Consider the following 15015-nt stretch of genomic DNA (forward strand, 5'->3'; position numbering starts at 1 on the left):
GAGTCCTGATCACACTGCAAGACAGCGGCTCCCAAAAGGTGCAGCAATGTTCCCGTGGGAGCCGGCTTGTCCTGCAATGATCAACCCGCTACAAGCACTCGGATCGCCTCAAGACGCAGCGCCGCTTTGTCCAGCGCCGCCAGCCCTTCTTCACGCTGCTTGCGCAGGGCATCGATCTCGCTGTCACGCACGCTCGGGTTCACGGCCTTCAGCGCGGTCAGGCGCGCCAGTTCCTCGTCGGCCTCGGCGGTGAGCCGCTGCCGGGCCTGGGCCACGCGTTCGTCGTGGGTCGGCAGGACCTTGGCCTCGCCGGCGGCGATGCGCTTGGCCAGCACGTCGCGCTGGGCCTGGACGAACTTGTTGGCGCTGGCCTTGGGCACGCTTTCGAGCTGGTCGTTGAGGGTTTCGAACGCCACCCGCGGGCCCAGGTCGTTGCCGTTGGTGTCGAGCAGGCAGCGCAACGCGGCCGGCGGCAGGTAGCGGCCCAGTTGCAGGCTGCGCGGAGCCACCACCTCGCTGACGTAGAGCAGTTCGAGCAGCACGGTGCCAGGCTTGAGCGCCTTGTTCTTGATCAGCGCCACCGCAGTGTTGCCCATCGAGCCGGACAGCACCAGGTCCATGCCGCCCTGGACCATCGGGTGCTCCCAGGTGAGGAACTGCATGTCCTCGCGCGACAGCGCCTGGCCACGGTCGTAGGTGATGGTCACGCCTTCGTCGTCGCCCAGCGGGAAGCTGGCGTCGAGCATCTTCTCGCTCGGCTTGAGGATCAGGGCATTTTCCGAATGGTCCTCGCTGTCGATGCCGAAGGCGTCGAACAGGGTTTCCATGTAGATCGGCAGGGCGAACTGGTCGTCCTGTTCGAGAATGGCCTCGACCAGCGCCTGGCCTTCGCCGGCGCCGCCGGAGTTGAGTTCCAGCAGGCGGTCGCGGCCGGTGTGCAGCTCGGCTTCCAGGCGCTCGCGCTCGGCGCGGGCCTCGGCCACCAGCTTGCTCCAGCTCTTCTCGTCACTGTCGGCCAGCAGCGGCAGCAGGCGTGGGCCGAACTGGTGCTGCAGGGCGTTGCCGGTCGGGCAGGTGTTGAGGAAGGCGTTAAGGCCATCGTGGTACCACTGGAACAGGCGCTCCTGCGGGCTGTCCTGCAGGTACGGGATGTGCAGCTGGATCGTGTGTTTCTGGCCGATCCGGTCGAGACGGCCGATGCGCTGCTCGAGCAGGTCGGGGTGGGCCGGCAGGTCGAACATCACCAGGTGATGGGCGAACTGGAAGTTGCGGCCCTCACTGCCGATCTCGGAGCAGATCAGCACCTGGGCGCCGAATTCCTCGTCGGCGAAGTAGGCAGCGGCGCGGTCGCGCTCGAGGATGCTCATGCCTTCATGGAACACCGTGGCCGGGATGCCGGAACGCACGCGCAGGGCGTCTTCCAGGTCCATGGCGGTCTCGGCGTGGGCGCAGATCACCAGGACCTTGGTGCGCTTGAGCATCTTCAGGGTGTCGATCAGCCAGTCGACCCGTGGGTCGAAACGCCACCAGCGTTCGTCGTCGCCGGTCTCGCCCTGGGCCTGGAAGGCCACTTCCGGATACAGCTCGGCGCGCTCGCCCGAGGGCAGCTCGGCGTAGGCGTCGGGGTTGGCCAGCGGGTAGGGGTGCAGCTGGCGCTCGGGGAAGCCCTGGATCGCCGCGCGGGTGTTACGGAACAGCACGCGGCCGGTGCCGTGGCGGTCGAGCAGCTCGCGGATCAGGCGGGCGCTAGCCTGGCTGTCGCCATCGCTGATCGCGGCCAGCAGGGCTTCGCCTTCGGCACCGAGGAAGCCCTGGATAGTCGCGTGGGCTTTGGCCGACAGACGGCCTTCGTCGAGCAGTTCCTGCACCGCTTCGGCGACCGGGCGATAGTTTTCGCTCTCGGCGCGGAAGGCGGCCAGGTCGTGGAAACGGTTGGGGTCGAGCAGGCGCAGGCGGGCGAAGTGGCTGTCCTGGCCAAGCTGTTCCGGGGTGGCGGTGAGCAGCAGCACGCCCGGGATGACCTGGGCCAGTTGCTCGACCAGCGCATATTCGGCGCTGGCCTGCTCCTCGTGCCAGACCAGGTGGTGGGCCTCGTCGACCACCATCAGGTCCCAGCCGGCGGCGAACAGCGCGTCCTGGGCCTTCTCGTCCTCGACCAGCCACTCGAGGGCCACCAGCGCCAGCTGGGCATCCTCGAACGGGTTGCTGGCGTCGCTCTCGATGAAGCGCTCGGCGTCGAACAGCGCGACCTGCAGGTTGAAGCGTCGGCGCATTTCCACCAGCCACTGGTGCTGGAGGTTCTCGGGCACCAGGATCAGCACGCGGTTGGCGCGCCCGGACAGTAGCTGGCGGTGGATCACCAGGCCCGCCTCGATGGTCTTGCCCAGGCCCACTTCGTCGGCCAGCAGGACCCGTGGGGCGATGCGGTCGGCCACTTCACGGGCGATGTGCAGCTGGTGGGCGATGGGCTGGGCGCGTACGCCGCCCAGGCCCCACAGTGACGAGAGCATCTGCTTGCTGGTGTGCTGCAGGGTGTTGTAGCGCAGCGAGAACCACGACAGCGGGTCGATCTGCCCGGCGAACAGGCGATCGCTGGCCAGGCGGAACTGGATGAAGTTCGACAGCTGTGTCTCGGGCAGCGTGCGCGGCTGGTTCTGGCCGTCGATGCCGTGGTAGACCATCAGACCGTCGATGTCCTCGACCTCCTGCACGGTCAGCTTCCAACCTTCGAAGTGGGTGATCAGGTCGCCGGGCGAGAAGCGCACGCGGGTCAGCGGCGCATTGCGTAGCGAGTACTGGCGGGTGTCGCCCGTGGCCGGGTAGAGCACGGTCAACAGGCGGCCATCCTGCGCCAGGATGGTCCCAAGACCGAGCTCGGCTTCGCTGTCGCTGATCCAGCGTTGCCCCGGTTGATACTGCTGCGCCATACTGCCAAAACTCCCGCGATGAAAAAGCCGACTATGTTAACGGATCGGCTTCGCCAGACCAATGAATGTGAAGAGTCTAGCGCTTTCATCGACGAACACCGTCCCGTCACGAGGGCCACGCGCCAACATGGTTGCCAAGCACCGCTGGTTGAACGTCACCCTGGGCCTGGGCAGCCTTGCGCTGTTGGCCGCCTGTGAACAGAAGAGCTTCGAAGTCCTGCCACCGATTCCGGTCGAGCAACTGGAGGTACTCGGTGTGCAGACACCGATCAAGAGCGTGCACTTCCATGACCGCGAGGGGGAAGGCCTGCTGGTGCTGAGCCGGGTCGATGGCCAGGCCACTGACTCCGACACCGAGGAGGAAGTCGACAAGGTGGTGCTCAAGGCCACCTTGTATGGCCGTGCCGCCGGCGGTGATCCCTTCAAGGCGCGCTGGCAGATCGAGCAGGAGACCACCTGCGCCGGGCTGGACCTGGACGTCGACTTCTATACCGATGTCAGCGATGTCGGTGACCTGAACAAGGATGGCGTCGCCGAAGTGACCGTGGCCAGCCACGCCTTCTGCGGCGGCGGCATCGACCCCCACGACATCGCCATCGAGATGCGTGAGGGCCAGGCGATCTACACCATTACCGGCCAGTCGCTGATCAGCCCGCCGGGTGAAGACGCGTTCGGCGGTGAGCGCGAGGACAGCGCTTCGCTCAAGAGCGCCCCGCAGGTCGTGCGCGAGCACATGGACGCGGTCTGGCAGCAGGTCTACAAGAGGCCCTGGAGCGAGTCGAGCGCCGCGCCCGACGACGAGCCGGACGAAGAAACCGAATAAGCCCGCGCTATACTCCAGCGCAGTGCGGCGTTGTGATACGCCGCACACCTTCGACCGCGGGCATTCAAGGCGGCGCACCACCAGCCGACAACAAGGCTACAGGAGACCCACCATGCTGCCGCCGATCATCCCGCTCAGTGCCGCCCCCGTGACCTCGCAACAGGATCCGGTCAAGCCGCCGCCGACCATCCCGCCGGTGGTGCCCGCGCAGGCGACCTCCAGCGACGGCAGCATCGACCTCAAGCACCACCGCGATCCCGAGGAGCAGGCCCTGCTGCTGCGCGACGAGCAGCGTCGCCAGCAACAACGGCGCAAGCAGGCCGAAGGGGACCGCTACGATGCCGTGCCCGGCGAGGAACTCAACGCCGACAACACCGTGCCGGTGGCGCCGATGGGCGAGCGCACGCGTCAGGGACTGTTGGTGGATATCGAAGTCTGACCAAGGCTTGTACGAAAAGTCGCCGAGCGGCGATCAGGCAAGGCGAAAACAGGCGAGGAAGCGGAGTTTGCTGGTTGCAAATGAGCATTCCGAGCCTGTTTTCAACGCAGCATGATCGCCGCGCAGGCACTTTTCGTACAAAGCCTAGTCAGCACTGCCGCTTGCCTTCATCATTAAGGCCTCTGCTGTCCGTCGAGCCCGCCATGAGCCAAGACAACCTGATCGATTTCGGTGCCGAACGCGCCAAACGCATCCACGACCTCAACGACAAGCGCCTGAACGACATGCGTCAGGCCTTCGAGCAGGCCATGCCGCTGGCCCAGGCCAAGAAGAAAAAGCCCAAGGGCAAACCCAAGAAGCGCTGAAACTTGATGCAGGTCAACCCTGCACCCGCCTCGCGCGCCCGGCTCCGGGCGCCATTGACTCCGGTCAATTTTCCCCCTCCCGGCATTGGTTACCTTGCACCCATCGGATGACGGCACATCAAGGGAGGGGCCGACATGTTCTTCGACAACGTGGTTATCGCCGGTGTGGTAACGGTCGGGTTGATGTTGGCGTTCTTCGCCGGTCTGGGCATTTTCATCTGGAAGGACTCGAAAAAGCGCAACCAGCGCTGATCCTTCCCGATTCACGAGCACGCAAGGCATTTAGGGCGACTTCGGTCGCCCATTTTTTTTGCCTGTATTTTCATCGCGGGGTGGGGCTTGCCGACGAACGGGGCGCATCCATCTCAGGGCTGCTGGGCGGTCGCCGCCAGCACGATCTCGCGAATGCACACCTGCTGCGGTTGCTGGTAGGCCCAGACGATCGCCCCGGCCACATCCTCGGCGCTCAGTACCACGCCGCCCATGTCATTGGCCTTCCACGCCTCGTAGTCGCGCTTGATGCCCTCGTCGGTGGTGTGTCCGAGCAACTCTGTCTCCACTGCGCCCGGCGCGATGGTCACCACCCGCACATTGTGTGGCGCCAGCTCCTCGCGCAGGTTCTCAGACAGACCGTGCACGGCGAACTTGCTGCCCACATAGGCCACATGGTTGGGGAAGGTCTTGCGCCCGGCCACGGAGCTGACGTTGATCAAAGTGCCGTGGCGCCGCTCGATCATCCCGCCCACCAGCGCATGCACACCGTTTAGCAGGCCCTTGACGTTGATGTCGAACATGCGCTCCCACTGCTCCGGATCCTGCTCGTGCATCTGCCCCAGCAGCATCACGCCTGCGTTGTTCACCAGGGCATCGGCCGGGCCGTACAGCGCTTCGGCCTCGGCCACGGCGGCCACCAGCGCCGCCCGGTCGCGGATATCCACGGCGCGGCACAGGCAATCGGGGAGTGCCAGCGCCTCGAGGCGTTCCAGGCGTCGGGCGATCAGCAGCAGCGGATGCCCCGCAGCGCTGAAGCGCTGGGCGGTGGCGGCGCCGATACCGGAGCTGGCGCCAGTGACGATGATCAGGGGTTTGTTCATAGTTGCCTCCAAGGCATAATCGCTTTCGATGGCCAGGATTCTAGATAGCGCTCGCGGCCATGAAAAACGGCTTATTTCTCTGGCTGGCATCGGTTCTATCTATGGATATCCGTCATCTCAAGGCATTTATCGCGGTCTTCGAAGCGCGCAACATCACTGTAGCCGCCCAGCGCCTGTGCGTGGCCCAGCCGACCTTGTCAGTGACCATACGCCAGCTGGAAGAAGACCTCGGCGCCGAACTGTTCCTGCGTCAGGCCCGCGGGGTCGAAGTCAGCGAGCAGGCCCGCGAGCTGTATCCCCAGGCCTGCCGCATGGTGGCCGAGGCCGAGGCCCTGCGCCTGCGGTTTCGTCAGGGGCAGGAGCGGGTGCCGTTGGCGCTGGGCATCGAGGCCGACATCGCGCCGGCCCAGGTCGAGGCCTGCGTGCGCCTGGCCAGCCAGGCGGTGGTGGGTCTGCAATTGACCCTGCTGGAAGGCTGCGACGGCGACGCTCGCCTGGCCGACGAGGCCCAGCGTTGCGAGGATGAACTGTTCCTGCCGTTGTGGGAGGAAGCGTTCGTGCGGGTGATGGCCACCGGCAGCCAACCGGACGGGCGCTGGATCACCTGCCCGCAGCACCCTTCGCACCAGCGCCTGATGGGCTTGTATGACGGGGGCGAGCAGGTCGGTCAGGCCGGTTCGTTGCAACTGGCCCTGGCCATGGTCGCCGCCGGGCAGGGTGCGGCCTGGTTACCGCAGTCGCTGGTCGAGCGTTGCCCGGGTGTCTACTGGCAGCCGGGCAGTGGCCTGACGCTGCGCCGTCGGGTCGGGCTGTGCATGTCCCACGAGGCCTTGGCACTGCCCGCCGTGGCGGCGCTGCATCAGGCCCTGAGCCGCGCTTGAAGGGGGGTAGGCGTTTCTACGTGTAGGAGCGGCCTTGTGCCGCGAAAGGGCTGCGCAGCAGCCCCGGCAATCTTTGCATCAACGCTGAAATCCCGGGGCTGCTCCGCAGCCCTTTCGCGGCACAAGGCCGCTCCTACACAGGAACTGCGCATCGACTGGGCAACGCGTGCCTAGAGGAACATCCCCCCAGACACCTCCAGCCGCTGCCCGGTGATCCAGCCATTGCCGTCCTCCAGCAACAGGGCGATGGCCGCACCGATATCGTCGGGCAGGCCAACGCGTCCCAGCGCCGTGTTGCCGGCGATGTAGTCATTGACCTGCTGGTTGTCACGCACCACGCCACCGCCGAAGTCGGTCTCGATGGCACCCGGCGCAAGAATGTTCACGCGGATTCCGCGCGCGCCCAGCTCCTTGGCCTGGTAGCGGGTCAGCACCTCCATGGCGCCTTTCATGGCCGCATAGGCGGCGTAGCCAGGCAGGGCGAAGCGGGTCAGGCCGGTGGAGATGTTGACGATGCGCCCGCCGTCGGCCAGCAGCGGCAGCAGGCGCTGGGTGAGGAAGAATGGCCCCTTGAGCTGGATGTTCAACAACTGGTCGAACTGTGCCTCGCTGGTCTCGCTGAACGGCACGTTCAGGCCGATGCCGGCATTGTTCACCAGGAAGTCCAGCTGACGACGGCCGAACTGCTGTTCGAGGGTGTCGCCCAGACGCTCGGCGAAGGCGGCGAAGCTGGCGCTGTCGCTGACATCCAGTTGCAGCATGGCGGCGCGCACGCCGGCCTGCTCCAGCGAGGCGGCCACGGCGTGGGCCTCGTCGGCCTTGCTGTGGTAGGTGCCGATGATGTCGATGCCGCGAGCGGCCAGGTGTTCGGCGGTGTTCTTGCCCAGGCCGCGGCTGGCGCCGGTGATCAGTGCAATCTTGCGAGTCATGTCGGTTACCTCGGTGCGGTGGTTGTTGAATGACAGGTTATTGATCGGCTGATGGCTGTTAAATCCACGGATTCCGGAAATACTGTTCGCATTAAATGGACAATCGGAGCCCGTAATGAACAAGCTGGAGCTGTTGCGCACCTTTGTCAGGGTCAGCGAACTGAGCAGTTTCACCCTGGCCGGCGAAAGCCTGGGCTTGCCGCGCTCGACCGTCTCCGAGCAGGTGCGGGCGCTGGAGCGGTTGCTCGGCACGCGCCTGTTCAACCGCACCACGCGGCGGGTGCAGACCACCCAGGACGGCGCCTTGCTCTACGAGCGCAGCAAGGACCTGCTGTCGGGCATGGACGAGATCGAAAGCCTGTTCAGCGCCGACGATGCCGAGCTGGCCGGGCGCCTGCGCATCGACCTGCCGACCATGATGGCGCGGCGGCTGATCGTGCCGGCGCTGCCAGGGTTTCTCGAGCGTTTCCCGCGTCTGGAAGTGGAGCTCAGCTGCACCGACCGCCAGGTCGACCTGCTGCGCGAAGGCTTCGACTGCGTGATGCGCATCGGCGCGCTCAGTGACCTGGACGTGGTCGCCCGCCCGGTGGGGCGCCTGAGCATGCGCAACTGTGCCAGCCCCGCCTACCTCGAGCGTCACGGCGTGCCACGGAACCTGCAGGATCTGGCCGGCCATCGGTTGGTCCACTACGTGCGCAACCTCGGTGCCCGCAGCGCCGGGTTCGAATACGAGCAGGAGGGCGAGCTGCGCTTCCAGGCCATGGCCGGCGTGGTCACGGTGAACAATGCCGAAGCCTACTCCGCCGCCTGCCTGGCCGGGCTCGGGCTGATCCAGGTGCCGGCGGTGGGTGTCGATGAACACCTGCGCAACGGTGAACTGGTATCGCTGCTCGAGCCCTGGCAGGCGCGGGCCATGCCGGTGTCGTTGCTGTATGCGCGGCAGCGCCATGTGCCGCGCCGGGTCCAGGCGTTCATGAACTGGCTGGCGGCGTTGCTGGCGTCGCAGGTCGACCCGGTGGCGGCACCAAGCGGCTGAAACGGGAAGGGGCGAGAAAGCGTGGCGAAGGTTCCGCCAGTTGCGTTAGGCTGGCACCTGCGCGTCGCCCGCCAGAGGTGGCCGTTCCCTGCGTGCGTCACTTCCGAATTTTGCGAGGTTACGCCATGGCCATCACTTCCCAGGACATCTGCAACGCCGCCGAACAGCTCAAGGGCTTTGTCGGCTTCCACGGCAAGCGCGGCATTCATATCGTGCGGTTTTCCGAAGACTCGTTCGGCATGGACGTCGCCGACGACAGCATCATCCCCTGCAACGAGTTCGTCTGGCGCCCCGAGGCCGACACGCGCATGGCATTGTGCCGGGAGCGCCTGGCCTTGTTGCTGGAGCAGCACGTGGACGACCGGCTGAACATCGGCGAGCCGCTGCGTATCTACCTCAAGCGCACCGACCTACCGGAGATCGTGGCCGAGCGCAGCCTGCGCTGACGGCATGCATCAAGAGGGACTCAGGACACATCCTGCTGGCGCACCTCCCGGCCCGCCAGCAGCGCCTCGAACCCCGCCCGGTCCACCGGCTTGCTCAGGTAGTAGCCCTGGACCTCATGGCACTGTTCCTTGTCCAGCGCCTGCAACTGCTGCTCGGTCTCCACCCCCTCGGCGGTGACCGTCAGCCCCATGGCCTTGCCCAGGTTGATGATGGCCTGGACCACCGCCCGGTCGTTGCCGCTCTGGCTGCTCAGCCCGGCGATGAAGCGCTTGTCGATCTTGATGCTGTCGAAGGGGTAGGTGCGCAGGTAACCCAGCGACGAGTAACCGGTACCGAAGTCGTCCATGTTCAGGCGCACGCCCAGCTCCTTGAGCGCGAGCATGGTGCCCAGGGCGCCTTCGATGTCGTTGAGCATCACGTTCTCGGTGATCTCCAGTTCCAGGCGCTGGGCCGGGAAACCAGTGTCCAGCAGCACCTGGCGTACATCGGCGACCACATCGCTGCGCGAGAACTGCGCTGGCGACAGGTTGACCGAGACCAGCAGCTCGTTGGGCCAGTCGCGGGCATTGCGGCAAGCCTCGGCCAGTACCCAGCGACCAAGGGGCACGATCAGGTCGCTCTGCTCTGCTAGCGGGATGAAGGTGTCCGGCCCGAGCAGGCCTTCCTCGGGATGCTGCCAGCGTAACAAGGCCTCCACCGAGACGATGCTCAGGTCGTCCAGGCGGTAGCGCGGCTGGTAGTGCAGGACGAACTCGTGCTGCTTGATCGCCCGGCGCAGGTCGTTTTCCAGTTGCCGTCGGTACTGGATCTGCTGGTTCATCTCCGGCGAGAAGTAACGCCAGGTGTTCTTGCCGTCGGCCTTGGCCTGGTACAGGGCGATATCGGCGCAGCGGATCAGCTCGCCGGCATCGTAGCCCTGGACCCTGGTCTGGGCGATGCCGATGCTGGCACCGATGTGCAGCTGGTGTTCCTCGTAGGCGATGGGTTGCTGCAGCAGATCGAGCAGGCGGGCGCAGAAGCGGTCGATCTCACTGCGGTTGTCCAGGCCATGCAGCACCAGGACGAACTCGTCGCCGCCCAGGCGGGCCACCAGGTCATTGTCGCGAGTGGTGTCGCGCAGGCGGCCGGCCACCTCCTGCAGCACCGCGTCGCCGGCCGGGTGGCCGAGGGAATCGTTGATCGGCTTGAAGCTGTCCAGGTCGAGCAGCAGCAAGGTCAGCGGCGGTGAATCACTGCCGCGCAACAACGCCTGCTCGAGGTGACGCGACAGCTTGTTGCGGTTGGCCAGGCCGGTCAGGGCATCGTGCATCGACAGGTGCTGGATGCGGGCGTGGGCGGCGACTTCGTCGGTGATGTCGCTGGCGGTACCGCGAAAACCGGTGAGCTTGCCCTCGTAAACGATCGAGCGCGCCGAAACGCGGCAGTAGCGGTTCTGTCCGCTGGCGTCATCGTAGTTGCAGCGCAGGTTGGCCAGTTGCTGCGGGTTGTCGTCGGCCTGGCTGTCGAGCCACGGCAGCAGGGGCGTGGTGTCGCAGGCCAGCAGCTGGTTGAGCGGCTGGCCTATCCAGTCCTCGAGTCGGTAGCCGGTGACGCTGACGAAGCGCTGCGACAGGTAGGTCAGGCGGTGCTGGCGGTCGGTTTCCCAGATCCAGTCCGACGCGGCCTCGGCCACCGCGCGAAAGCGCTGCTCGCTGGCCTCCAGGGCGCGGTTGCTCTGCTGCAGGCGCAGCAGGCTGTCATCGATGGCGCGGGAGCTGCGCAGGGCATGGCGGAACAGGTAGAGCAGCACCAGGCCGAGCACCAGCAGCACCGCCAGCAGCGGTGGCAGGAACGCGTGGAGCAGTTGGCGGCCCGGCAGCGGTGTGTTCCAGGCCAGGTGATAGCCGGTTTCGCCCAGGGTGATATGCGGTTGTCCGGCCTGGGCGGCGCCGTTCTTCTCCAGGCGCATGCCGGTCAGGCCCGCGCCCTTGCCCAGCACGGCGAGCTTGGCCTCGGTCAGTTGGTCGACGAATACCATCACCGGCGCCTGGCGCACATCCGCCTCGGTTACCTCTTTATCCGGGCGCACCGCCGCCGCGCTGAGCACCGCCGGCCAGCCGTTGAAGCGCACGAAGTGGGTCACCTGCTCGCGGGCCGGGGCCGCCTTGCGCGCCGCGTCGATGATCGGCGCCAGGGGGCTGTCGATATGGGCACTGGCCGGCGAGTCGGTGGGTTTGCCCTTGAACAGGGCGTAGGTAGTGCGGCCATCCTCGACCACGAACACGCCTTCATAGCCGCTGGCGCTGTACAGCGACTCGCCGACGTTCTTCTCTTCATACGCCCACTGCCAGTCGACTTTGCCGACCAGATGTTCGTAGGCGACGTCCCAGACGGCGTAGCTGGAGAGGAACTGGCGCGAGGCCACCAGCCGCTGCTCCAGCGCCTGGGTAGCCTGGAAGGTACTCTGCTCCTGCGCCTGGCGGTCCAGCGTGGCGGCGATGTTGAACAGCGCCACCAGGGTGAACACGCAGGCGAGCCCGAACAGCGCGCAGAAGCCGCCGACCAAGCGGCGCACCTGCAGGCGCGAGGTGGGGCTGGAGGATGAAAGGTCGACGTTCCTGTCCATGTACGGGCGACTCCTTCAACTGCTGTCTGCGCCCGGGGCCTGGGCGAAGGTTCAGTCAGGATAGGCCAGCTTGAGCAGGGCGGCCTCGCCGCGGGCGAAATTGACCTGATCGCGCCCCTGGTGCTTGGCGGCGTACAGGGCCTTGTCGGCCTGTTCCAGCCAGTGTTCCGGCGAGGCGAGGGTGGTGCGAAAGTCCGCCAAGCCGATACTCAGGCTGATGCGCAGGTCCGGCAGTTGCGGGTTGCGGTAGGCGCCCACGCGCTCGCGTAGGCGCTCCATGGCCTGGCAAGCCTGGGCTTCCTGGGCGCCGGGGAGGATCACACAGAACTCGTCGCCGCCGTAGCGCCCGGCCAGGTCGTCCTCGCGCAGGTTGCGCCGCAGTTCCTGGCTGAGCTGGCGCAGCACGCAGTCGCCGACCACATGGCCGTAGGTGTCGTTGATGGTCTTGAAATGGTCGATGTCGATCAGGGCGATGACCGCCGGCAGCTGTTGCTGCTGGCAGATCTGGAACTTGAGCAGCAGCAGGTCCTTCCATGAGCCATGGTTGAGCAGGCCGGTGAGGCTGTCGGTGCGGCTCAGGGCACTGAGCCGGCGCTTGTGCTCGGCCAGCTTGATCGCCAGCTGGTAGCACACCCAGCCCAGGGCCAGGGGGTAGAAGGTGAGCATCGGCAGGCAGGCGAGCACCTGCAGCTGCGTGGCCTGGGGCTGCAGGCCGGTGCCGAGCAGGGCGCTGGCCAGCAGCATGCCGCCCAGCTGGGCCAGCAGGCCGCGCAGCAGCACCCGTTTGCCACCGGCGGCGACGTTGTTCATGGTCATCATCGACAGGATGGTCACGGTGGGCAGCGGGTTGAAATGCATCGCCGCGGTCCAGAATCCGCCCATCAAGGAGTCCAGCAGGATGTTGCGCTGTTCGGCCTGGTAGGGCGTGGCCGAGCGCAGCGCCCATTGGTAGGCCACATGGGGCCAGAGCAGGCCGTTGAACAGCAGCAGGGCCCAGGCCCACTGCGGTGGGTTCAGCGGGGCAATGGCCGCCATGACGCTGAACAGGCCGATCCCCAGGCCGATGATGCGCGGCAGGTAGATGCGCCTGACGAAAGAGAGCCCCTTGCCGCTGCGGTTGTCGATCATGGTTGTCGTTCTTCTGTGGGGCGCCGTTTATCGCATAAGTCGTGTGAATATTGTTGAACAATCGTTCATCGGCGAAAAATGACCTTACAAGCCATTTCACGGTTGATCCGACCCTGTGGAGTAATATGAAGGCCTTCTTCATTTGCGGAGTGCTGTTGCTCATGGTCCCCATGGCTACCCCCGCCGGCGAGCCGGCACCGCACCGGGACGGACGCTTTCACAACCAGGTCGAGCTGCCCAGGGACGGCGTGCTCAAGAAACTGCGCATCGGCGTCAAGTACCTGCTGCTGCGCAAGCCGCCGCAAACCCGGCCAGACGCGGCGCTGAGCCTGCAGCCGATGACCCGCCAGCAGGTGACCGACGCACCGGATCACAGCCTGTGGCGCCTCGGCCACTCCACGGTACTGCTCAAACTGCGCGGGCGCTTCTTTATTACCGACCCAGTGTTCGCCGAACGCGCCTCACCGGTGCAGTGGGCCGGGCCGCTGCGCTTCCATGCGCCGCCGCTGGCGCTCGACGACCTGCCGCCGCTGACCGCGGTGATCCTGTCCCATGATCATTACGACCACCTCGACGAGCAGGCAATTCGCCGGTTGGCGCCGCGCACCGAGCACTTTCTCGCGCCGCTGGGGGTAGGCGACCTGCTCATCGAGTGGGGTGTGCCGCCGGCCAAGGTGCGGCAACTGGACTGGTGGCAGGAGACCGAGGTCGAAGGCGTGCGCTTCGCCGCCACGCCGGCGCAGCACTTCTCCGGGCGTGGGTTGTTCGACAGCAACCGCAGACTGTGGGCGTCCTGGGTGATGCTCGACGAAGGGCTGCGGCTGTTCTTCAGCGGCGACACCGGTTACTTCGCCGGTTTCCGTGAGATCGGCGAGCGCTACGGGCCGTTCGACCTGACCTTGATAGAGACCGGCGCCTACAACGTTGCCTGGCCCAATGTGCACATGCAGCCGGAACAGACCCTGCAGGCGCACCTGGACCTGAAGGGCCGTTGGCTGCTGCCGATCCACAACGGCACCTTCGACCTGTCGATCCACAGCTGGCAGGAGCCCTTCGAACGTATCCTGGCACTGGCCAATGCCGCCCAGGTGGAGCTGAGCACGCCACAGATGGGCGAACGGGTCAGCCTCGACTCACCGCATCCGGGGCAGAACTGGTGGCGACCGCGGCCATTGCCGCAGCGGGGCAGGGCGTCCGAGCGGGCGGTTGCCGCGCGCTAGTTCCTGGCCTGTTTGTTGTCCTTTAATAGCTTCGAGGGCGGCTTGCCGCTGTCGCTTCGCACCTGGGCATGGCTGATCAAGGCGAAAATGAAACTGCCGCCAATGATGTTGCCGGCCAGGGTGGGCAGGGCGAAGTCGAGCCAGAAGGTGCTCCAGCTCTGCTCGCCGGCCCAGACCAGGTAGGACACCTCGACCGAGCCCACCACTATATGAGTGAAGTCGCCCAGGGCCATCAGGTAGGTGATCATCAGGATGATCCAGATCTTGGCGTGCTCCATGGACGGGATCATCCAGACCATGGTGGCGATCATCCAGCCCGAGACGATGCCCTTGGCGAACATCTGGCCGATGCCGTTCTCCATCACCTTGCGGCCGACATCCAGAAAGGCGACATCGGTCTTGCTGTCGAAGATCGGCAGTTCGAGCATCACCCAGGCCACCAGCAAGGTGCCGGCCAGGTTGCCGAGCAGGACAATGCCCCACAGGCGCAGCAGGCGACCCAGGTTTGTCAGGGTGGGGGCGGTCATCAGTGGCAGCACGGCGGTCAGGGTGTTTTCGGTGAACAGTTGCTGGCGGGCGAGGATCACCGCCAGGAAGCCTGCGCTATAGCCCAGGCTGGCGACCACCTGTGCGCTGTCGCCCTCGGGCAGGCGAGCATAGAACAGTCCCATGGCCATCAACGACAGGCCCATGGTCAGGCCGGCCGCCAGCGCCGACCACCACAAGGCGGCCAGGGTACGTTCCAGTTCCTGGTCGCCCTGGGCGCGGATGATCTCGTGCAGCACCGCCGCCCGGGGCGGCTGGTTGTGGCTGACTTCCTGCTCTTCGTCCGGCGACAGCCCCGGGGTCTTCTCGCTCTGTGCATCACTCATGGCGGCCGCTCCGCTTGCGTGTTCCTCTACAGAGCGGCAACCGCGTCGAATAGTTGCCGAGCGGCCGCCGGATGGCGATCGAAAGTTTTTTCAGATCAAGGTGTTGACTCTGAAATCAAACCGCGTATTATTCGCCTCCTCGCAGCGTTGAACGCCACGAGGCAAGCGGTAAGTTGTTGAGGTTGAAGGTGTTTTGCAGAAAGCGGCTTCGAAAAAAACTTCAAAACAACGCTTGACAGCAAGTGAGGG

Annotated in this window: 14 protein-coding genes; 8 read left to right on the top strand and 6 right to left on the bottom strand. The window is 65.8% G+C overall.

Going from position 1 to position 15015, the window contains the following annotated elements:
- Positions 1–80: 80 nt before the first annotated feature.
- Positions 81–2927 (bottom strand): RNA polymerase-associated protein RapA, encoded by a 2847-nt coding sequence (gene rapA, locus V0R62_RS24185; RefSeq protein WP_330105506.1) that lies wholly within the window; start codon positions 2925–2927, stop codon positions 81–83.
- Between the two features lie 127 nt (positions 2928–3054).
- Here rapA and V0R62_RS24190 point away from each other — a divergent pair, with 127 nt between their 5' ends.
- From V0R62_RS24190 to ccoM, 4 genes are all read left to right on the top strand, one after another.
- Positions 3055–3750: a M949_RS01915 family surface polysaccharide biosynthesis protein gene (locus V0R62_RS24190; RefSeq protein WP_330105507.1), complete on the top strand. Its 696-nt coding sequence runs from the start codon at positions 3055–3057 to the stop codon at positions 3748–3750.
- Between the two features lie 112 nt (positions 3751–3862).
- Complete coding sequence (locus V0R62_RS24195; protein WP_330105508.1) at positions 3863–4189, top strand: aspartate-semialdehyde dehydrogenase; 327 nt, start codon at positions 3863–3865, stop codon at positions 4187–4189.
- A gap of 203 nt (positions 4190–4392) precedes the next feature.
- Positions 4393–4554: a hypothetical protein gene (locus V0R62_RS24200; RefSeq protein WP_096048546.1), complete on the top strand. Its 162-nt coding sequence runs from the start codon at positions 4393–4395 to the stop codon at positions 4552–4554.
- Between the two features lie 135 nt (positions 4555–4689).
- Positions 4690–4806 (top strand): cytochrome c oxidase subunit CcoM, encoded by a 117-nt coding sequence (ccoM, locus tag V0R62_RS24205; protein WP_023629476.1) that lies wholly within the window; start codon positions 4690–4692, stop codon positions 4804–4806.
- Positions 4807–4919: 113 nt separating this feature from the next.
- On the opposite strand, the gene V0R62_RS24210 is transcribed toward ccoM, so the two are convergent.
- Positions 4920–5648: an SDR family oxidoreductase gene (locus tag V0R62_RS24210; RefSeq protein WP_330105509.1), complete on the bottom strand. Its 729-nt coding sequence runs from the start codon at positions 5646–5648 to the stop codon at positions 4920–4922.
- 101 nt (positions 5649–5749) lie between these two features.
- Here V0R62_RS24210 and V0R62_RS24215 point away from each other — a divergent pair, with 101 nt between their 5' ends.
- A complete protein-coding gene (locus V0R62_RS24215; protein WP_330105510.1) occupies positions 5750–6529 on the top strand; it encodes a LysR family transcriptional regulator in 780 nt (259 codons plus the stop codon).
- A 170-nt stretch (positions 6530–6699) separates the two neighbouring features.
- Here the strand turns inward: V0R62_RS24215 and V0R62_RS24220 are convergent, their stop codons facing one another.
- Positions 6700–7458 (bottom strand): SDR family NAD(P)-dependent oxidoreductase, encoded by a 759-nt coding sequence (locus V0R62_RS24220; RefSeq protein ID WP_110739595.1) that lies wholly within the window; start codon positions 7456–7458, stop codon positions 6700–6702.
- A 115-nt stretch (positions 7459–7573) separates the two neighbouring features.
- On the opposite strand from V0R62_RS24220, the gene V0R62_RS24225 reads away from it, so the two are divergent.
- Together V0R62_RS24225 and V0R62_RS24230 are read left to right on the top strand one after the other, a co-directional pair.
- Complete coding sequence (locus V0R62_RS24225; protein WP_330105511.1) at positions 7574–8494, top strand: LysR family transcriptional regulator; 921 nt, start codon at positions 7574–7576, stop codon at positions 8492–8494.
- Between the two features lie 125 nt (positions 8495–8619).
- A complete protein-coding gene (locus tag V0R62_RS24230) occupies positions 8620–8940 on the top strand; it encodes a DUF2025 family protein (RefSeq protein ID WP_186716147.1) in 321 nt (106 codons plus the stop codon).
- Positions 8941–8960: 20 nt separating this feature from the next.
- On the opposite strand, the gene V0R62_RS24235 is transcribed toward V0R62_RS24230, so the two are convergent.
- Positions 8961–11546 (bottom strand): bifunctional diguanylate cyclase/phosphodiesterase, encoded by a 2586-nt coding sequence (locus tag V0R62_RS24235; RefSeq protein WP_330105512.1) that lies wholly within the window; start codon positions 11544–11546, stop codon positions 8961–8963.
- Positions 11547–11597: 51 nt separating this feature from the next.
- Complete coding sequence (locus V0R62_RS24240; protein ID WP_330105513.1) at positions 11598–12674, bottom strand: diguanylate cyclase; 1077 nt, start codon at positions 12672–12674, stop codon at positions 11598–11600.
- 125 nt (positions 12675–12799) lie between these two features.
- On the opposite strand from V0R62_RS24240, the gene V0R62_RS24245 reads away from it, so the two are divergent.
- Positions 12800–13894, top strand: coding sequence for an MBL fold metallo-hydrolase (locus tag V0R62_RS24245; protein WP_330105514.1), 1095 nt, complete (start codon positions 12800–12802; stop codon positions 13892–13894).
- Here V0R62_RS24245 and V0R62_RS24250 read toward each other — a convergent pair.
- On the bottom strand, positions 13891–14766 hold the full coding sequence (locus V0R62_RS24250; protein WP_330105515.1) for a formate/nitrite transporter family protein: 876 nt from the start codon (positions 14764–14766) through the stop codon (positions 13891–13893). The two genes, V0R62_RS24245 and V0R62_RS24250, sit on opposite strands and share 4 nt — an antisense overlap.
- Positions 14767–15015: the final 249 nt, after the last annotated feature.

This window comes from Pseudomonas carassii, from assembly GCF_036324045.1.
In the GTDB taxonomy this organism is placed as follows: Bacteria; Pseudomonadota; Gammaproteobacteria; order Pseudomonadales; family Pseudomonadaceae; genus Aquipseudomonas; species Aquipseudomonas peradeniyensis.